This is a genomic window from Nocardia sp. GP40, from assembly GCF_050434125.1.
GTDB classification, from domain to species: Bacteria; Actinomycetota; Actinomycetes; order Mycobacteriales; family Mycobacteriaceae; genus Nocardia; species Nocardia albiluteola.
This window is the reverse complement of sequence record NZ_JBNPVW010000005.1, coordinates 215322-235246: the sequence shown is the minus strand read 5'-3', so window position 1 is coordinate 235246 and position 19925 is coordinate 215322. Positions and strand designations below refer to the sequence as shown.

The 19925-nt window shown below is 68.3% G+C and carries 17 protein-coding genes; 9 read left to right on the top strand and 8 right to left on the bottom strand.

What is annotated here, in order from left to right:
• Nucleotides 1-18 precede the first annotated feature (18 nt).
• The 3 genes from ABH933_RS17545 to ABH933_RS17535 are packed head-to-tail and all read left to right on the top strand — an operon-like array spanning nucleotide 19 to nucleotide 2902.
• A complete protein-coding gene (locus ABH933_RS17545; protein ID WP_308166429.1) occupies nucleotides 19-606 on the top strand; it encodes a UbiX family flavin prenyltransferase in 588 nt (195 codons plus the stop codon).
• A 56-nt stretch (nucleotides 607-662) separates the two neighbouring features.
• The gene (locus ABH933_RS17540; protein ID WP_429420673.1) at nucleotides 663-2150 is read left to right on the top strand and encodes a UbiD family decarboxylase; all 1488 of its coding nucleotides are present in this window, start codon (nucleotides 663-665) and stop codon (nucleotides 2148-2150) included.
• Nucleotides 2054-2902 carry an NADPH-dependent F420 reductase gene (locus ABH933_RS17535; protein WP_429455052.1) on the top strand — a complete coding sequence of 283 codons (849 nt, stop codon included), beginning with the start codon at nucleotides 2054-2056 and terminating at the stop codon, nucleotides 2900-2902. Before ABH933_RS17540 ends, ABH933_RS17535 begins: the two co-directional genes overlap by 97 nt.
• Nucleotides 2903-2987: 85 nt before the next feature.
• Here ABH933_RS17535 and ABH933_RS17530 read toward each other — a convergent pair whose 3' ends face one another.
• The 4 genes from ABH933_RS17530 to ABH933_RS17515 form a co-directional block, all read right to left on the bottom strand.
• The gene (locus tag ABH933_RS17530) at nucleotides 2988-4601 is read right to left on the bottom strand and encodes a phospholipase C (RefSeq protein WP_429420675.1); all 1614 of its coding nucleotides are present in this window, start codon (nucleotides 4599-4601) and stop codon (nucleotides 2988-2990) included.
• A 193-nt stretch (nucleotides 4602-4794) separates the two neighbouring features.
• Entirely contained in the window at nucleotides 4795-6006 is a 1212-nt protein-coding gene (locus ABH933_RS17525) for a Dyp-type peroxidase (protein ID WP_429420677.1), read from the bottom strand.
• Between the two features lie 313 nt (nucleotides 6007-6319).
• Complete coding sequence (locus ABH933_RS17520; RefSeq protein WP_429420679.1) at nucleotides 6320-7537, bottom strand: imelysin family protein; 1218 nt, start codon at nucleotides 7535-7537, stop codon at nucleotides 6320-6322.
• 288 nt (nucleotides 7538-7825) lie between these two features.
• Nucleotides 7826-9292 carry an Hsp70 family protein gene (locus tag ABH933_RS17515; protein ID WP_429420681.1) on the bottom strand — a complete coding sequence of 489 codons (1467 nt, stop codon included), beginning with the start codon at nucleotides 9290-9292 and terminating at the stop codon, nucleotides 7826-7828.
• 687 nt (nucleotides 9293-9979) lie between these two features.
• Between ABH933_RS17515 and groES the strand changes: the two genes are divergently transcribed.
• The gene (groES, locus tag ABH933_RS17510; RefSeq protein WP_215916433.1) at nucleotides 9980-10279 is read left to right on the top strand and encodes a co-chaperone GroES; all 300 of its coding nucleotides are present in this window, start codon (nucleotides 9980-9982) and stop codon (nucleotides 10277-10279) included.
• 87 nt (nucleotides 10280-10366) lie between these two features.
• Nucleotides 10367-11974: a chaperonin GroEL gene (gene groL, locus ABH933_RS17505; RefSeq protein WP_429420684.1), complete on the top strand. Its 1608-nt coding sequence runs from the start codon at nucleotides 10367-10369 to the stop codon at nucleotides 11972-11974.
• A gap of 142 nt (nucleotides 11975-12116) precedes the next feature.
• Here the strand turns inward: groL and ABH933_RS17500 are convergent, their stop codons facing one another.
• The 3 genes from ABH933_RS17500 to ABH933_RS17490 form a co-directional block, all read right to left on the bottom strand.
• Entirely contained in the window at nucleotides 12117-12428 is a 312-nt protein-coding gene (locus tag ABH933_RS17500; protein ID WP_429420686.1) for an RskA family anti-sigma factor, read from the bottom strand.
• Nucleotide 12429: 1 nt separating this feature from the next.
• Entirely contained in the window at nucleotides 12430-13083 is a 654-nt protein-coding gene (locus tag ABH933_RS17495; RefSeq protein WP_429420688.1) for a sigma-70 family RNA polymerase sigma factor, read from the bottom strand.
• A gap of 471 nt (nucleotides 13084-13554) precedes the next feature.
• A complete protein-coding gene (locus tag ABH933_RS17490) occupies nucleotides 13555-13848 on the bottom strand; it encodes a WhiB family transcriptional regulator (protein ID WP_215916435.1) in 294 nt (97 codons plus the stop codon).
• Between the two features lie 625 nt (nucleotides 13849-14473).
• Here ABH933_RS17490 and ABH933_RS17485 point away from each other — a divergent pair.
• The 3 genes from ABH933_RS17485 (at nucleotide 14474) to ABH933_RS17475 (ending at nucleotide 17248) form a co-directional block, all read left to right on the top strand.
• Nucleotides 14474-15340: a hypothetical protein gene (locus ABH933_RS17485; RefSeq protein WP_429420691.1), complete on the top strand. Its 867-nt coding sequence runs from the start codon at nucleotides 14474-14476 to the stop codon at nucleotides 15338-15340.
• 137 nt (nucleotides 15341-15477) lie between these two features.
• The gene (locus tag ABH933_RS17480; protein WP_429420693.1) at nucleotides 15478-16056 is read left to right on the top strand and encodes a sigma-70 family RNA polymerase sigma factor; all 579 of its coding nucleotides are present in this window, start codon (nucleotides 15478-15480) and stop codon (nucleotides 16054-16056) included.
• Complete coding sequence (locus tag ABH933_RS17475; RefSeq protein ID WP_429420695.1) at nucleotides 16049-17248, top strand: anti-sigma-D factor RsdA; 1200 nt, start codon at nucleotides 16049-16051, stop codon at nucleotides 17246-17248. Before ABH933_RS17480 ends, ABH933_RS17475 begins: the two co-directional genes overlap by 8 nt.
• A gap of 263 nt (nucleotides 17249-17511) precedes the next feature.
• On the opposite strand, the gene ABH933_RS17470 is transcribed toward ABH933_RS17475, so the two are convergent.
• The gene (locus tag ABH933_RS17470) at nucleotides 17512-17925 is read right to left on the bottom strand and encodes a DUF5319 domain-containing protein (RefSeq protein ID WP_215916438.1); all 414 of its coding nucleotides are present in this window, start codon (nucleotides 17923-17925) and stop codon (nucleotides 17512-17514) included.
• A gap of 412 nt (nucleotides 17926-18337) precedes the next feature.
• On the opposite strand from ABH933_RS17470, the gene guaB reads away from it, so the two are divergent.
• The gene (gene guaB, locus ABH933_RS17465) at nucleotides 18338-19879 is read left to right on the top strand and encodes an IMP dehydrogenase (RefSeq protein ID WP_429420698.1); all 1542 of its coding nucleotides are present in this window, start codon (nucleotides 18338-18340) and stop codon (nucleotides 19877-19879) included.
• Nucleotides 19880-19925 lie beyond the last annotated feature (46 nt).

Here is a 19925-nt window from a genome sequence, read left to right as displayed (position 1 = left end):
GACGACGAAGCTGGTTCGGTGAGTGAGGAACGGCGATTGATAGTCGGGATCAGCGGCGCCACCGGCATCGCCTACGGGATCCGGGTGTTGGAGCTGGCCCGCAAGGCCGGGGTGCAGACCCACCTCGTGGTGACCCCGGCCGGGCAGCAGACCCGCGCCTACGAGACCGGACTGAGCGCGCGGGATCTCGCCGCCATGGCCGATGTGGTGCATCGGCCCGCCGATATCGGCGCGTCCATCGCGTCGGGTTCGTTCCGCACCGCCGGAATGATCGTGGCGCCGTGCTCGATCCGCAGCCTGTCGGCGATCGCCTACGCCAACAACGACAACCTGCTCACCCGCGCCGCCGACGTGACCCTGAAGGAACGCCGGCGGCTGGTGCTGATGGTGCGCGAGACCCCGCTCACGCTGGCGCATCTGCGCGCCATGACCGCGGTCACCGAGATGGGCGGCATCGTCATGCCCCCGGTCCCGGCCTTCTACCTGAACCCTGGCTCGGTCGCCGACATCGTCGATCACACCGCGGGCCGCGCGCTGGACCTGCTGGGGATCGACGTGCCGGACCTGCCGCGCTGGGGCGAGACCGCCGTTACCGCAAGCGAATAGAACGTCTCGGCGCGCCGTACGGCCGCCGATGCCCGAGTACGAGAAGGAAAGAGCCTGTGGCACATCTGAAGAGCCTTCGCGAGTTCATCGATGCGCTCACCGAGATCGGTGAGATCCAGCGCGTCGACGCCGAGGTCGACTGGAACCTGGAGTTGGGCGCGATCATTCGCCGCTCCTACGACCGCAAGGCCCCGGCCCCGCTGTTCACCAACATTACCGGCTATCAGGACAGCGGGTTCCGGGTGCTGGGTGCGCCGGGCGGACTGTCCGGGCCCAGCCATCCGCTGGCGCGAATCGCGTTGGCGCTCGGCCTGCCCGCGAACGCGCCGGGGCAGCAGATCGTCGAGACGATCGTCGAGGCCCGGCGCAAGCCGGGCATTCCGCCGGTCCAGGTCCCGGCCGCCACCGCGCCGTGCAAGCAGAACATCGTGCGCGGCGACGACATCGATCTGCTGGCGTTCCCGACCCCGCTCATCCACGGCAACGACGGCGGTCGATACATTCAGACCTACGGGATGAACATCGTCAAGACTCCGGACGGTTCGTGGACCAACTGGTCGATCAACCGCATGATGATTGCCGGTCGAAACACCTTGGCCTGCCTCATTCCCGGGCCGCAGCACCTGGGTATAATTCGCGCCAAGTGGGCCGAGCAGGGCAAGCCCATGCCGATCGCTCTGGCGCTGGGGGTCGAGCCCGGCCTGCCGTTCGTCGGGGCCATGCCGATGCCCGAGGGCGCGGACGAATCCCATTTCCTCGGGGCGCTGTTCGGCGAGGGCATCGAGGTGGTGCCCGCCGAAACCGTGGATGTGCTGGTCCCCGCCACCGCCGAGATCGTCATCGAGGGGCATATCGCCTTCGACGAGACGGTGCCGGAGGGGCCGATGAACGAATACCCCGGCTACAACGCCGTTGAATCCTCGGAGAAACCGGTCTTCCACGTCTCCGCCATCACCTACCGCGACGGCGCGATTCTCCCGGTGGTGGCCGCCGGGCCGCCGGTGGAGGAGGACCACACCGCCACCGGCACGATGCACGCCGCCGAGATCCTCTACCAGTTGCGCGAGGCCGGGCTGCCGATCGCCTCGACCTGGTTCTCGTACGAATCGGCGCTGCACTGGCTGATTGTCGCCGCTGATTCCGACTGGCACGACAAGCTGCCGGTGTCCTCGGGTGAGCTCGCGCAGCGGGTCGGCGAGATCGTCTTCGCGGGCAAGGCCGGTTTCGGGGTTCCGAAGGTGTTGTTGGTGGAGAACGACATCGACATCACCAATGTGGACGAGATCGTCTGGGCCTTCGCCACCCGCGCTCACCCCGAACACGGTGAGGTCCACTTCCCTGCCGAACTCACCGCCGCCCTCTCGGTCTATCTCTCCGAGGTCGAACAGCATTCGTACCGAGCGGGCAAGGTCATCTACAACTGCCTGTTGGCCGACCTCTTCGACGAATCCCAGCGCCCCATCAAGGGCAGCTTCGAAAACGGCTGGCCCACCGCGACTCAGGAGCGTGTCCTGGCCCGCTGGCAGGAATACGGCTACCGCTGACCTGCGATCGCTCGGACCAATCGGCACACCGTCCCGGGCGGTGGAGGTACGGTCCGGGCACCGAAACTCACTCTGTTGGGAGGACAATGATGAAGATCGGAATCATCGGCGCCGGGCGCATCGGCGGCAATGTCGCGCGTCAGGCCGTTCGCGCCGGGCACGAGGTCGTGCTGAGCTTTTCGCGAAATCCCCAGTCGCTGACGGACTTCGCCGCCGAGCTGGGTGAGCGGGCGCGGGCGGGATCGCCGCGCGAGGCGGTGACCGATACCGACCTGACCGTGCTGGCGGTGCCGTGGAGCACGATCGACAGCGCCGTGCAGCAGGCGGGCGCACTGGACGGCACGATCGTGGTCGACACCACCAACCAGTTCGGCCCCGGACCGGGATCGGCGGCCGGGCAGACGCAGGCGAGCTTCAACGCCTCCCGCATGCCCGGCGCCCGCTACACAAAGTCCTTCAACACGCTCACCTCCGCCTTCCAGGAGGAGGTGGTCGGCCGCCCGGTGGACGAGCGGGTCGTGCAGTGGATCTGCGGCGACGACGCCGATGCCAAGGCGGTGGTCGCGGACTTCGTCGCGAGTCTGGGCTACGTGCCGATCGACCTCGGCGGCATCGCCGGCTGCACGGTCATGGAGTCGCCTCGCCGCCCCGGCGCGGTGTACGGCGAGGAGTACCGCCGCAAGGACGCCGAGGCCGTCGTCGCCGCGGTCCGAGCGGGCGAGGCCATCCCCCCGACGCCCGAATACGGCTGACAGACTCGGGTATTACCGTCCATCCAGACGAAAGGCCCGGGCGCACCTGTGGTGTCGCCCGGGCCTTTCGTCGATGGCTGTGCGCTCAGTGCTTTTCGGTGCCGTCCGGGTTGAGGATCAGCTGGGCGCCCTTCGGGCTGGAGAAGTCGAACATGCCCGTCAGGTCGCCGGCGGTGGTCTCGGACGAGCCGTTGCCCAGGGCGGGCAGGGACCAGTTGCTCTCGATGAATTTCACGATCGAGGTCTCATCGGTCTGGGTATGGTCGACGAAGTTGGTCTTGGAGTACGGCGAGATGGCCAGCAGCGGCAGGCGCGGGCCGGTGCCGCAGCGGCCCTGGTGGTCGCCCAGCGCCGGTTTGGTCGCGCACGGGGCGTAGACGTCGGCGTCGCTCTTGGAGCCGTTGATCACCGGACCGGCCACGTGGTCGTACCAGCCGTCGGAGTCGTCGTAGGCGATGAAGACCGCGGTGGACTTCCAGTCGGGGGATTGCTGCAGCGTGTTGATCGTGTCGGTCACGAAGTGCTGCTCGTCGATCGGATCGGAGTATCCGGCGTGCCCGTCCTGGTATTCGGCGGCCTTGACGTAGCTCACCGCGGGCAGCTTCCCGGCCTTGGCGGCCTGCGCGAACCACTCCAGCCCGTACTGGTGGTTCGCCGCCCCGTTGTGGCCGACCTCGTCCAGCGAGGCGGGGGCGGTGTGGTGCTCGTTCGCGGTGGACTTGAAGTACTGGAACGGCTCGTGGTGCGGACTGTAGTCGGCGACCTGCTGGCCGCCGAGGTTCGCGTGCTTGGTGCCGCAGACGGCCTTCCCGGCGTTCTTCCCGGTCGGGGTGAATCCGCCCTGGAACCAGCCCCAGGTGATGTTCTTGTCGTTCAGCTCGTCACCGATGTTCTTGCCCTGCATGGACATCAGGTTGTCGGTGGTGGTGTGGCTCTTGTTCGAGCAGTCGTCGAAGGCCGGGTCGGCGTCGTCGATATCGGAGCCGACGCCGTTCGCGTCCGGCGCGGCCACCAGCTTCGGATCCTTCACCGGCTGACCGGATTTCGCGTCGACGGCCTGCGCGCCGTAGGTCTGCGCGGCGGTCACCTCCAGCGCGCCCGGCGTGGACGGACCGAAGGTGGTGCCGAAGGAGTTGTCGCTCATCGCATAGTGCTGGGCGTAGTTCCACATGGCGGTGACGGTGTTGCCGTCGTAGTAGTCCATGACGATCCCATTGGGGCCGTACTCGGCCGGGCACTCGTCCTTCTGGGTCTTCTGGACGAACTGATCCATCTTCCCGTTGTCGAACGCCTCTTGCTCCGCGGTGTAGGAGTGGTCCTGGTCGCAGGTCATGGCCTGCGTGGGGCCCAGACGCTGGGGCTGGAACAGATTCGGGTTGTGCTGCAGCAGATCCGGGGTCAGTCCGTTCACCGCCGGGGTGCCCGCCGCCGCGGTGAACGGCACGCCGTCGGCATTGGTCGCGTTCGGGTAGGTGCCGAAATAGTGGTCGAAGGAGATGTTCTCGTCGTACAGGACCACGATGTGCTTGATCGGGGTCGTGGTCGCGCCCGAGCCGTCGGCGGCGGGAGCCGACGAGGAGGAGCACCCGGCGGCCGCTAGCAGCCCGGCCGCCGCGACCGCGGTGATGACCGTGCGGCGCTTGCGCTGCCTGCCGCGGCCGAAGGCCCGCGTGTGCCACGCCTGGGAGCCTGTGCTCACATCTCCTCCTGAAGCATCGTGAGAAATTCCCGCTCGCCCCACGGCGATGGGAAGTCACACGATAGTCACGATATGAGATTTCCCGCGGATGAACACAGGGCAACGACCGCTTGTCAGCTGAGCGATGTCGCCGCGTCCGAGGCTCCCCGCGGTGACGCATGCCGCCGCGGCCGGGTGGGTGCCGCGATGCCGGTCACGTCAATAATCCGCGCGCGTAATAGTCCGCGTCGTCGCGCACACCGGGCAGCGCGAAGAAGTATCCGCCCCCGAACGGCGCGATGTAGTCGACCAGCGGCTCGTCCTTCAGCCGGTGCTGCACCGCCTCGAACTGGGCGCGCGGATCGCGCTGGTAGCACAGGAAGATCAGGCCCTGGTCGAGGTTGCCGGCCTGGTCGTTGCCGCGGTCGTAATTGAAGGCGCGGCGCAGGATCTGGCTGCTCGCCGTGTCCGGGGTGCGCGGATTGGCCAGGCGGATATGGGAATTGATCGGAATGACCAGGCCCTCGGGATCGTCGGAGTAGTCCGGGAGATCGGATTCGTGATCGCCGCTCAGCGGCGCACCGGTATCGCGCGCCCGGCCGAACATGTTCTCCTGCTCGGCGATGTCGACCCGATCCCAGAACTCGACCAGCATCCGGATCAGCCGGATCACCTGGTAGCTGCCACCGGCTGCCCAGGCGGGCTCGCCCGCCCCGGTCCACACCAACTGCTCGAGGTCGCCGCCGCCCGGGTTGGCGATGCCGTCCTTGAATCCGAACAGATTTCGCGGGGTTCCGGACGGGCGCGGTGGGCTGAGGAAACCGTTTGTCCGCCAACGCGGTTGCATCGCGCCGCGGGTGACGCGGGTGATGTCGCGCAGGGCGTGCACGCAGGTGTCGGCGTCGGGCGCGGTCAGCTGCAGGCTCAGATCGCCGTGGCACCAGGCGGATTGGAGGGCGTCGTTGGGGAAGACGGGCATCGGCGTCAGGCCCGCCGGGCGCCTGCCGGACAGCCCGAAGCGGTCGTCGAACAGCGACGATCCGACACCGACGGTGATCATCGGCCCGCCGGGCGGCACGTCGGGCCCGAGCACGCCGCTGTCGGCCGGGGGAGCGGTGATGCCGACCGCCGGTGGCGGGCCGCCGATGCTCAGGACGCGTGCCCGCTCGGTCAGCGTGCGAAACAGATCGGTGAGCTCGGCCCGGTCCTGCGCGATGACATCGAAGGCGGCGACGATCGTCTGCGAGCCGGGCGGGGGCGGATCGGCGATCCCGGCCTGGTGGATCCCGTGAAACGAGGGCGGCAGTCGATTCGCGATCGTGCCGGGCAGGGCGGACGCGCTGGTGACAGCGCCGCCCACCCCGGCGGCGCCGGCAACCAGTGCACTGCGCAGAAACCCGCGCCGGCTCGGCGGATTCGCGGTCACAGCCCCACCTCCCGGACGTCGAGCCTTCGCGCGGCCGGTGCTGTGCCGGGGATTCGTGGTTGCCCGCCTGCGGTTCGTTGCCCGTGCCCGGAGCCGCCCGAGCCCGGCCGATACGCCGTTGCGTTGACGCCGGACGATGCTGTTGCGAGCGTTCCTGCGTGGTGTCCGGTCGCGGTGCGGCGATTCCGACGCTCGGTCCTGGCTTCGCTTGGTCGGCAAGGGGTTCGGCTGGAGTCCGACGGTGCTGTTGCGGGTATTCCTGTGTGGTGTCCGGTCGCGGTGCGGCGATGTGGGCGTCGCGTGCTGTGCCCGTTCACTGGAACGTCTTTCGCGGCGTGCAGATGGTGGCGATCGGGGCCAGGTACTCGAGCGACTGGCTCAGGGTGCCGTTCAGGTGCTGCCGGTCGGCGAGGCTCAGCGCGGCCACCGGAGTCCACGTGCCGTTCGTATGGTGGCTGTTCACAAGGGATTCGAAGCGGTCGAGCCAAGTGGTGACCTGGGGCAATTGTGGGTAGCGGGAGCGCAGGAGCGGGTCCAGCACGGTCAGGAGTTCGCGGGTTCCGGCGACATTCGCTGTGGCCGTGGCCAAGCCGGTGCCGCTGCCGTAGTCGGCCTGGCCGGTCAGCTCGAATTGCAGTGTGTTCTCCAGGATTTCGTGGGTGCGCAGACCGAGGTCCAGCAGCGGGACCTGCATCGAGGGGAAGGCCGCGACGAGGGCGTGCACGGTGTCGTCCAGTTGGCCGGTGGGTCCGGCGAGCGCAGTGAGCGGCTCACCGTGCCAGAGGCCGTACTCGAGCCGGTGGAAGCCGGTGAACTGCGGGTCCGCGGTGCCGCCCGGCAGGCCGTCCGCCCGGCCGTCGAGCTTGTCGTCGAAATCGGCGAAGGCGCCGTAGGCGGCGCCGAGCCGCTCGTAGTCGAGGTGGGCGGTCAGCCAGGCGGTGCGGGCCGCGGCGGCGTCGCCGCCGTCGACCGCGGCGCGCAGCGCATCGGTATCGGTCGCCAGCGTGGACAGCCCCGCCGCGACGTAGTCCGTGTACTGCTTGTCGGGCCCGTACAGGTTCTCGGCGGTGACGGGCTGGATCGCGGCGGCCGTCCGGGATGGTGAGGAGGCGGAGCTTGCGGAGCCGACGGGGCGGGTAAGCGCAGGCTTACCTGGGATGGTGATCTTGGGCCCGGTGATCAGCGCGTTGTCCGATCCCTCCATCGCGCATCGGACCGCGAACGTCCCGCCGCCGAGGTTCACCCGCGTGCCGCGGGTGGTGTTCGGCCCGATATTGGGAATCTCGGCGTAGATCGCGCCGGTGCCCGCATCGATGAGATCGGCGGTGGTGGGATTGGACCCGGTATTGCGGAAGTACAGCGTCTGCTGCCCGGTATGCGGATCGGACCAGCCGGTGCCACAGGCGTTCTCGGACACCTGGATGACCTGCTGAGCGCGGACCGGGGCATGTCCGCAGGCACTCGCACCCATCGTCGCGGCGGCCACAACGAGGGCCGCGACAGTGCCGCGCGCCGGTCCCTTCCTGTCCATATCTCGCGAAAGCCTACGGGATCCGGACACCCCGCAGCCGGGCCGTATGAGCTGTACCGCCACTATTCACGCCCGCGTTGCCACCGCGCGAACATCGGTGGGGCGTAGGCAGAGCTGGACCCGGTGCCGAGTTGGTGCCGCACCGGCTCCCGTATCAGGCTCATGCACCAGGGGCATGAAGTGGCTCGTCGGCGGGACTGAGGATCACATCGTGGGCGACGCGCGACGGTGACATTCACGCGATCCCATGTACGTCGGGCCGTGGATGCGCCGTTCGCGACGGAGGTGTCAGTCGGCGGGCTCGAGGGTCGGCTCCGTACCTGCGGAACCCGAGTTGGCTCGCGGCATGATCTGGCCGCGGCTCGGGGTCGAATTCGGGATGGTCGGCGAGACGGTCGGCGGGACGGTCGAGGTGCCCAGCAGCGGGCCGAACAGCTTCGGCAGGTCCGGCAGCGGGATCTGCGGCAGGTTCGGGTCCGGGCGCAGCGGCACGCCGGTGGTCGTCGGGGTGTCGGCCGGTGTGGTGGTGGGCTGCGGGAAATCCGGTGTCGTGGTGGTCGGGGCCGTCGTGGCCGCGGTGTGGCGGCCGGGCTGGGTCTGGTCGGCCGTTGTGGTTGCCGGGGTGCCGGCCGACGGCGGCGCGGACGGGGTGAACTCCGCGCTGCGGCTGGTGCCGGCGGGGGAGATGTCGTGATTCACGGTGGGTGCCAGCTCGCGGACTCCGTAGCCGACAACGAGCCCGACGACGACCACCGCGCCGGCCAGGGTGCCGACCACCTTGGCGAAGGTGCTCGGGCTCGCGTCGGAGCCGATGCTGATCACGGGGAAGGCGGAGGGCTGGGCCGAATCCGCAACCAGCGCAGCGCCCTTCGCGGTGACGGCCTCGGGCTCGGGCACGCTGAACACCGGCACGTCGAGCAGCGCGGCCAGCCCGTCGACGACCGCCGTCATGTTGGCGCCGCCGCCGATCAGGGTGATCGCATCCGGATACTTGGGTGCCCGCGCGAAGACCGCGGCGGCGAAGACGGCGGCCTCGCGGAGCAGGTCGGCGATGAGCTCCTGGAAATCGGCGCGGGTGAGCTTGAGCGGCTGGCCCGCGACGTGGTCGATGGTGACGGCCGGGGCGATGGACAGGTGCTCCTTGGCGGCGCGGCTGCGGTTGATGAGCATGGTGCGGTTGGGCCGGGTGCCGCGCCGGGCGAAGTGGCAGTCGAGCAGGTGGTGGTAGATCAGCTCGTCGACGGCGTTACCGCTGATGGCGTTCGTGCGCTCCGAGTGCAGTACCGTCTCGTCGGCCGGGGCGGCCACCGTGACGGTCATGCCGCAGGCGCCGAGGTCGATCAGGGCGACGGTCTCGTACCGATCGAGCAGGCCGGTGTGGCTCAGGTAGGTCAGTGCGGCGGTGCTCTCGGGGATCAGCTGAACGTCGCGGCGCTGGCGGCCGATGGCCGAGCGGATGGCGACGGCCTGTTCGCGGTCGCGATACGCGACGGCGATGGCTCCGGGCGCGGTGACGGGTTCGGGATGTGCGCTCGCGGGGCGGACGGCGTGCGCGCCGAGCGGATGCAGGTAATCGCGGGGCATCGGGGTGGTCATCAGCTCGATCGAGGACGCCACCAGATCGCCGAGGTCCGAATGCGCGACGTCGGCCGAGACGACGCGGTAGTCGAAGTCCTGTGCGCCGTTGGGTGCGGTGGCGACCAACGCCGAGCAGACCACTTCGTTCCCGGCGGAGATACCGAGGGATGTTCGCATGTTCACCTCCCTTCGAGCGGATGGTCATCGTGTCGCCGACCATCTGATGCGGACGTCGCGGGCCTCCGCATGGATGGCGGAGAGCCGCACAGCGGGCCCGGCCGAACCCTGCGCCCGTTCGGGTGCGGGGACCGGCCGACGATCACTTGCGGTCTTGCTCTCGTATCAGGTGCGCGCCACGGACTCGCGCGGGTGAAGCGTTTGTTGTCACGCTCGGCGAGCCGAGCGACGGAGATCCCAATCGGCACTATGCCCCCTCTCGGCATGGCGCCTGCTGGCACAGCAACATCACAGAGCCGTCATCCATAGTGTCACATTCCGTTATCCGAACGTTACAGATTTTCCGGATCAATTACCACCATGTTGAAGATGTGACGAGAGTGACTCCTGAGAACAATGGTCAACGCGGGGCTTCGGGGCGAAATCGTCGGCGTGTCGCGCAACGTGTCGCGGCGTCCGGCGGGTCCGCGACCCCGAGCAGAACCCGACCTTGAGTGCTGGCACTCTGCTGTATAGAGTGCTAGGTGGCCCCGAATGGATGTTGCTCGGGGCCGGCACGACTTCTGCGCTGGGGTCCCGGCACCCGCGACGACGGGGCTATGCGCAGGATTTGGCACACGACCGAAACCGTGCGTCCGGGGAACAGCCCCGGACGAGTAGAAATCCCCTGAAAGTGGAGGGCTCAACGTGGCGAGCGTGAACATCAAGCCGCTCGAGGACAAGATCCTCGTCAAGGCCAACGAGGCCGAGACGACGACGGCCTCCGGCCTCGTCATCCCCGACACGGCGAAGGAGAAGCCCCAGGAGGGCACCGTCATCGCCGTCGGAGCGGGCCGGGTCAGCGACAACGGCGAACGCATCCCGGTGGACGTCCAGGAGGGCGACACCGTCATCTACAGCAAGTACGGCGGCACCGAGATCAAGTACGACGGCGAGGAGTACCTGATCCTGTCGGCGCGCGACGTGCTGGCTGTCGTCAGCAAGTGACCGAGCTGTGACGCACGCTGCCCCGGTGCCCCGTTCGGGTTCCGGGGCAGCGGTCGTTCGCCCCTCCTAAAAGGACGTAGACAAACCATGGCAAAGCAGATCGAGTTCGACGAGAAGGCTCGTCGGGCAATGGAACGCGGGGTCGACAAGCTCGCCGACGCCGTGAAGGTCACGCTCGGCCCGCGCGGCCGGCATGTCGTGCTGGCCAAGGCATTCGGCGGCCCGACGGTCACCAACGACGGCGTCACCATCGCGCGCGACATCGACCTCGAGGATCCCTTCGAGAACCTGGGCGCGCAGCTGGTCAAGAGCGTGGCCACCAAGACCAACGACGTCGCGGGTGACGGCACCACCACCGCCACCGTGCTGGCCCAGGCGCTGATCAAGAACGGCCTGAAGAACATCGCCGCCGGTGCCAACCCGATCGCCCTGGGCGCGGGCATGAGCAAGGCCGCCGACGCGGTCTCCGAGGCGCTGCTCGCGGCCGCGAAGCCGGTCTCCGGCGAGAAGGCCATCGCGCAGGTCGCCACCGTCTCCTCGCGCGATGAGGAGATCGGCGAGATGGTCGGCAAGGCGCTGACCGTCGTCGGCAAGGACGGCGTGGTCACCGTGGAGGAATCCTCCACGCTGAGCACCGAACTCGAGGTCACCGAGGGCGTGCAGTTCGACAAGGGCTACCTGTCGGCCTACTTCGTCACCGACCTGGACAAGCAGGAGGCGGTGCTCGAGGACGCGGTGGTGCTGCTGCACCGCGAGAAGATCAGCTCGCTGCCGGACCTGCTGCCGCTGCTCGAGAAGGTCGCCGAATCCGGCAAGGCCGTGCTGATCATCGCCGAGGACGTCGAGGGCGAGGCGCTGTCCACCCTGGTCGTCAACGCGATTCGCAAGACGCTCAAGGTCGTTGCGGTCAAGGCGCCGTTCTTCGGCGACCGCCGCAAGGCATTCCTGGACGACCTGGCCGTCGTCACCGGCGCCACCGTCGTCAACCCGGATCTGGGCATCAGCCTGCGCGAGGCGGGCCTGGACGTGCTGGGTTCGGCGCGCCGGGTGGTCGTCACCAAGGACGACACCACGATCGTCGACGGCGCGGGCACCCAGCAGGCCATCGAGGCCCGCGTGGCGCAGCTGCGCGGCGAGATCGAGGCCACCGATTCGGATTGGGACCGGGAGAAGCTCGAGGAGCGCCTGGCCAAGCTGTCCGGCGGCGTCGCGGTGATCAAGGTCGGCGCGGCCACCGAGACCGCGCTCAAGGAGCGCAAGTACCGCGTCGAGGACGCGGTCAGCGCGGCCAAGGCGGCGGTCGAGGAGGGCATAGTCCCCGGCGGCGGCACCGCACTCGTGCAGGCCGGCGCCAAGCTGGACGAGCTGCGCGACTCGCTGTCCGGTGATCAGGCCGTCGGCGTCGATGTGGTCCGCAAGGCCCTGCAGGCCCCGCTGTTCTGGATCGCCAGCAACGCCGGCGTCGACGGCGCGGTCGTGGTCAACAAGGTCACCGAGGGCAAGGACGGCTTCAACGCCGCCACCCTCACCTACGGCGACCTGGTGACCGACGGCGTCGTGGATCCGGTGAAGGTGACCCGCTCCGCGGTCCTGAACGCCGTCTCCGTGGCGCGCATGGTGCTCACCACCGAGGTCGGCATTGTCGACAAGCCGGCCGAGGACGAGGCCGACGACCACCACGGTCACTCGCACTAGAGTCGACCGCCGTGCACCGGCGGGCCCGGAGGCGGCAGCCTGCGTAACCACGTAGGGCCCTGAAGAAGCGGCGGCAACGAATACAGAAACGGGCCGTTCACATCCCCGGATGTGAACGGCCCGTTGGCTTTCGAATAGCTGGTCAGCAGTCGCGCACGTGGCGCCGGGTGTTTCCGGGGTGTACCGGGCCGCGCGGGCGGGACTGAGCGGGAACGGGAGCGGGCTCCTCCGCGATCCGGGCCAGCAGGCCTTCGCGGAGGGAGGCGGGCGGTGGGGTCGCCGACGCCGAGGCGAACAGGGTGAGAGCTTGTTTGGTCAGCTGCACTTCCTTGTTGAAGTCCGCGCGCAGCACCGGGTCGTTACCCTCGAGTATCTCCCGCACCGCGCGCTGGTCCTCGTCGCCGATCGACCCGAGCGCGACCGCGTGCGCGAGATCGATCTGGCTTTCGTTCATCTCACGTCACTCCCAAATTCTTTTTCAGTCTAGTCAAGCCGTCCCGAATACGGGACTTAACGGTCGGTAACCCGACGCCGAGATAGTCCGCTACCTCTGCATAAGTCCGCCCGCCGAAATAGGCGAGCGATATCGCCTCCCGCTGCGTCTCGGTCAGTGTGGCCAGGCCCGCACGCACGGCCTGCTGCTCGAGTCGTCTACCGACTTCTTCGGTCACCTCGTCGAACTCGTGACCGAGAGTGCTTGTGCCGTAAGCGACCTCGCGCAGGGCGTGGGCCTGTTCGGCGCGTACTCGATCGACCGCCCGCCGATGGGCGAGCGTCATGAGCCAGGTAACCGCCGATCCCTTGGTGGGATCGAAATTGGCTGCCGTGCGCCAGATCTGGAGGTAGACCTCCTGGGTGGTCTCCTCCGCGTAACCGGGGTCGTGCAGGACACGCAACACCAGCCCGAATACCCGGGCACAGGTGCGGTCGTACAGTTCGGCAAAGGCCTGCTGGTCGGACCGGCCGCAGCGTTCGAGAAGTGCGGCCAGTTCGATGCCTTCGGCTGCGCGTGCCGTGATCGCAGAGTCTGCGCTGGGGGTGTCAACCCGCCCGTCCCGAAACGCTCTGTGGAACGAGTCGCCCTCTGCGGCCGTCGGCCGCGTTGTCACAACTCTCCATTGTGTCTCATCGATCACTACCGTAGCGTGCCGCTATCACCTCCTCTCCGGTGGGGTATCGGCAAACCGCATGTGACTCAGCGAATTTCGGACATCACCGACATGTCGGGGAGTGTCGTCGAGCGACACGCCACAGGCACGCCGAAAACCTCCGGGCAAACGCTGCATCCGTGCATTATGTTGTTTCCGAATCGTCGCGCTCGCTGCGACGTGCAGGGCGCCGCGCGTTCGCGCGGTGTGCCCTACGCCCTGACCTGGCGGTGCGTGCCGGATCTCACATGGCACGGCGGCCCGCCGTTGCGCGGCGGCCGATCCGGGGTAGCCGGATCTGGGTGCGCGCCCTCCATCGCCGTTCGCTGGCCGTTTGCTTGATTGGCCGGGTGTTTGCTAGGAATTCGGCGCGCCCGGGCTTGCGGATGGGAGGAATTTATCCTCGGCCCGTCAAAGAGGATGGAGAGGTGTTCAGACGGCCATGCGGCGGCGGTTGCGGCGCGCATGCATCTCGCGTTCGGTCTCGGACAATCCGCCCCAGATGCCGTACGGCTCGCTCACCTTGAGAGCGTGGCTGCGGCACTGCATCAGCACCGGGCAACTGCGGCAGATCTCCTTGGCGCGCATCTCGCGCTGGGTGCGGGCGCGGCCGCGCTCGCCATCGGGATGAAAGAACACCGACGAGTCCACCCCGCGGCAGGAGCCGCGCATCTGCCAATCCCAGACGTCGGCGTTCGGACCGGGAAGGTGAGTGGGCATGGGCATGATGAACTCCTTATGGTGCGAGCTCGTCGGCGTTGTCGAGCGATGCGTGTAGCAGCGGTCTGCCCGGACCCGGGCGTGGCCGGTTCGGGCCCGCCGAGTCGCGGTTCGTGGCCCCGGGCATTTTCGCACGGCGCCAACGTCGGCGATGTCGTACGTTAGGACGGACAATGAAATCGAGTCAATAGTTTCCACATTGGGGATTTCAAAACGAGGGAATCGTAGATTTAACCTCCAAACTATGTACTTTTGCGCTCGTGATAGCGATACTGATCGGTTGGCCAAGTTCGAGGCCGAGGCCAGAGGGCCTGTGAACGCTCACATACTTGCAGGTGAAAGGTTCTTTTTGTGATCGAATCCGGCCCCTCCGGCCTGCTCGAGCGACCATCCGAGATGTGACAGACGTCATGGTTTGAACAAATCACGGCGAGGTTTCGGTCCGCATTGGATGGCGTGCAGGTTAAATGCCCGAAAAGCATACGAATTCTTGATGTGCGTGCTAGGCGGTAGCCCACCACAGATTTACGCGATGGAAACACCCGCGAGGCTTTCTGCATGCCGGATGGTTGCCCGCCGTTATGGTCCGATGCCGTGTCACATCGGCGGCGCGCCTCGATAGGGTGCGGCGGTGCACGAGTTGAGTCTGCCCGCCGGCCTGCCCTTCGCCCCGGGCCGCGCGCTATTCGCCGAGGCCGCATTCGGCGACCGGCCCGGCATTGCCGCCGCCGCGCTGCCCGCCGCCGACGATGCGGTCGAGTCGTGGCTGCGCGGGGTCGTTCTCGGTGGCCAGGGCCGCTATGCCGGCGCGCGCGCCGAACTGGGCCGCACGCGGCGGCTGACCCGCGATCCCGTGCTGTGGTCGCTGGCGGCGAGCACGGAGGCATCGCTCCTGCGCCAGCTCGGCTGGCACGCGCACGCCGCCGCGGTGGACGGCCGGGCGCTCGCGCTGGCGGCACGGGCGGCGGCCGCGCCGGGTGTGGACGCGGCCGCCGAACCGATGTGCGACGCGTTGACCGGATTGGCCGCCGACGCGCTCGGGACCGCGCGGCCGACGCTAGCGGCTCGGCTGCTGGAACGTTGCCGAGGTCCGGTTGAGGCGGCCGGGGGCTGGCGGCCGCGGTTGCGATGGCACTGGGTGTGCGCCGAGACCGCACTGGCCGCGCCCGGCTCGGGACTGATCGCGGCCCCCGCGCTCGAGCACGCCGAGGCCGCGGTGGAGATCTCGCGGCAGTGCCCCTCGATCCGGCACCGTGTCAAGTCGGCTCTACTACTGGCGGCCGCGACGGCAGCCGGTGCGCCCGATCGGTCCGCGGCGATGGCGACGGTGGTGGCGGAGCAGTGCGCCGAGTACGGCCTGCTGCCGCTGCGGTGGGCGACCGCGATGCTCCGCAGCGGGGTTGAAACCGGTTCCACCGCAAGGCATGCGGCGGCCGAGGCCGCGGAGTGTGCGCGGGAACTGGCCGTGCGCGGCGGCCGATTGCGTTCGGAGACCTGAGTTCTCGGCGCCGCCTGATGCCCCATGTTGCCGATCACGCCGTCCGGAACGGCTATTGTTGGATCGTTCCGCCGACCGGTGGAAGCACCGGTCGAAATTGACCCGTGCCACTTGTAACGCCAGGAATATCTCTGACGATGACGCACACGGGCGAGGAGTTGGACGCCGCCGTCGCTGCTGCAGCGCAGGGCGATCGTTCGGCTTTAGCCCAGGTACTGGAGATCGTCCGTCCGCTAGTGGTGCGCTATTGCCGCTCGCGGATCGGTTCCGCGGAGCGTGGGCAGCTCTCCGCGGATGACGTAGCGCAGGAGGTTTGCCTGGCCGTGATGACCGCCCTACCCCGATACCAGGATCAGGGGCGGCCGTTCATGGCCTTCGTTTACGGAATCGCTTCTCACAAGGTCGCCGACGCACATCGCAACGCCGCCCGTAACAAGTCGGACGCGATGGCCGAAGTACCAGATGTCATATCCACCGACCAGGGGCCGGAGCAGCGAGCTCTCGAGTCGGAGGCGAGTCGGCAGATGAACAGTCTGCTGGCCACGCTTCCGGAGAAGCATCGAGAGATCCTGATCCTGCGGCTGGTGATGGGTTTGTCAGCAGAAGAAACAGCCACCGCCGTGGGCAGTACGGCGGGGGCGGTACGCGTCGCCCAGCACCGGGCGCTCGCGAAACTGAAGTCACAAGTGGCGAGGGCAGGTGAAATGTATGGCTAGGGATGGCGAGCGCGGTCGGGGTGACTGGAAGGCGCGGCTTGGATCGCACAACAGCGGTCCCTATGCCGACGATTCCGGTGACACCGGACCGGTGGACATCGTCGCGGTGCGCCGCGATGATGCCCTGATCGACGCGATCGCCAGCGACGGGCCCATTGAGACGGGCAGCGACGAGGAGTTCGCGCTCGCGGCGTTGCTGGCCAACTGGCGTTCCGACATCGTGGACGAGCCACTACCGGCCGGCCCTGATCTGGACGACATCGTCGCGGCAGTCAATCAGGAAATCGGAGCTCGGCAGGTACGAACCGTCGCGAACAAGCGCGGGCATTTGCGGCTGGTGCGCCCACTCATGGGTGCGGCAGCGGCGATCGCGCTGATCGCGGGCGGCATGACGGCATTCTCCTACAGCGCCCAGCCGGGCGATCCGCTGTGGAAGGTCAAGGAGGTCGTGTTCAGCGAACAGGCCCAGACCACCATTGCGAACAATGCGACCAACGATCTTGCCAAGGCACAGGTCATGATCGAGCAGGGGGAGCCGCTACAGGCCAAGGCCCTGCTGCAGAGCGCGCAGACCAATGCGACCCAGCTCGACGATTCCAGTCGCAAGGAGACAGTGACCAGCAAGTGGAATCAGGTCTGGACGAGTCTGAACGCTCAGCACCCGGATATCGCTGCTTCCCTCCTACCGCCACCGGCGAACGGGACGGGCGAGTCGACGACCACGCCGTCCTCGCCGACGACGAGCCGGGGCGGTAACCCGGCAAGCGGCGGGACCACGTCGCCGACCTCTCGGCCGCCCAACACGCTGCCCGGCGGAATTCCGATTCCGACGCTGCCGCCGGTTGTCGTGCCGACGCTGCCGCCGGTGGTGATGCCTACCCTGCCGCCCATCGTGGTGCCGACCCTGCCGGGTCTGCCCGGGCAGCCGGGCCCGACGCATGCCGCGCCGCCGCCGGCCGGGGGAACCACTGTGCCACCGGCCAAGCCCGGCTCGACGACGGCCCATCCGTCGTCGATGCCCGGCACCCCGAGCACGATCGCCGTGGAACCCACGGTGTCGATACCGCAGCAGAAGCCGACCGCGCCCGGGGTGCCCAGTGCACACCCGGGCCCGGGGCCGATCCTGCCGACCGCCCTCCCCCTACCGACCAGCCTCCCCCAGTTGCCGCCGCTCCTGCCCGGCGCCAGGTAGGCCGCTCGACCCCCATATCGAACCGTACGTTCCGGACTTGGTCCCGGCGTGCGGTTTTCGTGCGTCAGCAACCGCACTCGCCACTGCGAAAGAGTGTGATTTTCATCCGTACATCCGCGGCGAACAGCCGACCGGAGGCGGGTGTCGTTGAGACGCAACTCATAGGGTGCTGCCACCGAAACCGGGCGGCGGCGTGACGTTGTGCGGGCGTCACCGAACGCCGGTGGTGGAAATGACGTAGCTGTCGCGGCTGGGCGGCAGGATCAGGCGTCGAACCCGTCGAATCCGTCGCCGTGCAGCGCCTCGTTCATCGAGGCGTCGGCGTACCCGCGGCAGTAGTCCCACGTGACGTAGGCCTCCGGGGTCGGATCGTAGGCGGGCTCGTGCGGGCGCACCGTGCCGTCGACCAGCAGCTGAAGCAGGTTGGCGCGCAACATGTCCCAGTCGTGATAATGATCCTGCCGGCAGTCCTCACAGCTGACCACGAGTCCGCGGATGCCGCGGTGCGCCAGTAGTGCTTCGTAGACGGCGAGGTCGGCGAGATCCTCTTCTACCGCTAGCCGCTCGTGAGGATCCAGCGGCTCCCCAGGCTCGATGGCATCCAGCGCAGCCGACGGGTCGGAGGGGTCTCCGGCGAATGGATCCGGCGGCAGGCCAGGTGGTAGGTCGTTACGCACATTCCCACGGTACGCAGAACCACCCCCTCCGCGCCAGCGCTGCGCGTATTTTGGAGCGCTTGTCGCAGCGTTTCGACGCCGGCGACGCGGTGCGCCGGACCGTCCCACCCGGGAAACTCTCAGCTACTCAGTGCCTCGCGCGGAATTTCCTTCGGTCCCGCGTTATCGGCGTCACCAGCAAACCCCCTGTGCCCCCACCCGCGCAACTCGGACAAAAGCCCCGACTCCGGGTGGGGTCCGGAGGCCGCGACCGCGCGGGGCCGAGCCGCCGCAATCGCGCCGAGTCCGGGCCGATACCATGTACGCACAGGCGCCGGGTAGCACTTCGGCTCGGCCATCCATCAACAGATGTTCGCGAACCCGGGCAAAACCCGGACCGATAAGCGTTCGATGTCCAGGAGGGGTCGATCCGATGAGTAGTCCCGTGATGGGCGAGCGCGCCGTCCGCCCGCATACGGGTGGTGACGATCCGAACAAGATCGCGATGCTCGGCCTCACATTCGACGATGTGCTGCTGCTGCCGGCCGCGTCGGATCTGATCCCGAGCTCGGTGGTCACGTCGAGCCGGTTGACGCGGGAGATCACCCTGCGCACCCCGCTGGTGAGTTCGGCGATGGACACCGTCACCGAGGCCCGCATGGCCATCGCCATGGCCCGTGCCGGCGGCATGGGCGTGCTGCACCGCAATCTCGCCGCCGCCGACCAGGCCGCGCAGGTGGAGACGGTGAAGCGCTCCGAGGCGGGCATGGTCACCGATCCGGTCACCTGCCGCCCCACCGATACCCTCGCCGAGGTCGACGCCATGTGTGCGCGCTTCCGCATCTCGGGTCTCCCGGTGGTCGACGAGACCGGCGAGCTGGTCGGCATCATCACCAACCGCGACATGCGCTTCGAGGTGGATCAGAACCGCCGCGTCGCCGACGTGATGACCAAGGCGCCGTTGATCACCGCGCAGGAGGGCGTCACCGCCGAGGCCGCGCTGGGCCTGCTGCGCCGGCACAAGGTGGAGAAGCTGCCGATCGTGGACGGCGAGGGCCGGCTGCGCGGGCTCATCACCGTCAAGGACTTCGTCAAGACCGATCAGTACCCGAACGCCACCAAGGATCGGGATGGCCGCCTGCTGGTCGGCGCCGCCGTGGGTGTGGGTGAGGATGCCTGGTCGCGCGCGATGACGCTCGCCGATGCCGGGGTCGACGTGCTCGTGGTCGACACCGCGCACGGGCATCAGACCCAGGTGCTCGAGATGGTCACCAAGGTCAAGACCGAGGTCGGCGACCGCATCCAGGTCGTCGGCGGCAACGTCGCGACCCGCGAGGGCGCCGCGGCCCTGGTGACCGCGGGTGTGGACGCGGTGAAGGTGGGCGTGGGCCCCGGCTCGATCTGCACCACCCGCGTCGTCGCCGGTGTCGGCGCGCCGCAGATCACCGCCATCCTCGAGGCCGTGGCCGTGTGCAAGCAGGCCGATGTGCCGGTGATCGCCGACGGCGGCATCCAGTTCTCCGGCGATATCGCCAAGGCCATCGCCGCGGGCGCGTCCACGGTGATGCTCGGCTCGCTGCTGGCGGGCACCGCCGAATCCCCGGGTGAGCTGATCCTGGTGGGCGGCAAGCAGTTCAAGAGCTACCGCGGCATGGGCTCGCTCGGCGCGATGCAGGGCCGTGGTCAGGCCAAGTCCTACTCCAAGGACCGCTACTTCCAGGACGACGTGCTGGCCGAGGACAAGCTGGTGCCCGAGGGCATCGAGGGCCGGGTGCCCTTCCGCGGCCCGGTCAACCAGGTGATCCATCAGCTGGTCGGCGGCCTGCGGGCGGCGATGGGCTACACCGGTTCGCAGTCGATCGCCGATCTGCAGGAGAAGCAGTTCGTGCAGATCACCGCGGCGGGCCTGAAGGAGAGCCACCCGCACGACATCACGATGACCGTCGAGGCGCCCAACTACACTGGTCGCGGCTGACGAGGTGAGTCACGCGCCCCGGACAGTCGGGGCGTGAACCGCCGGT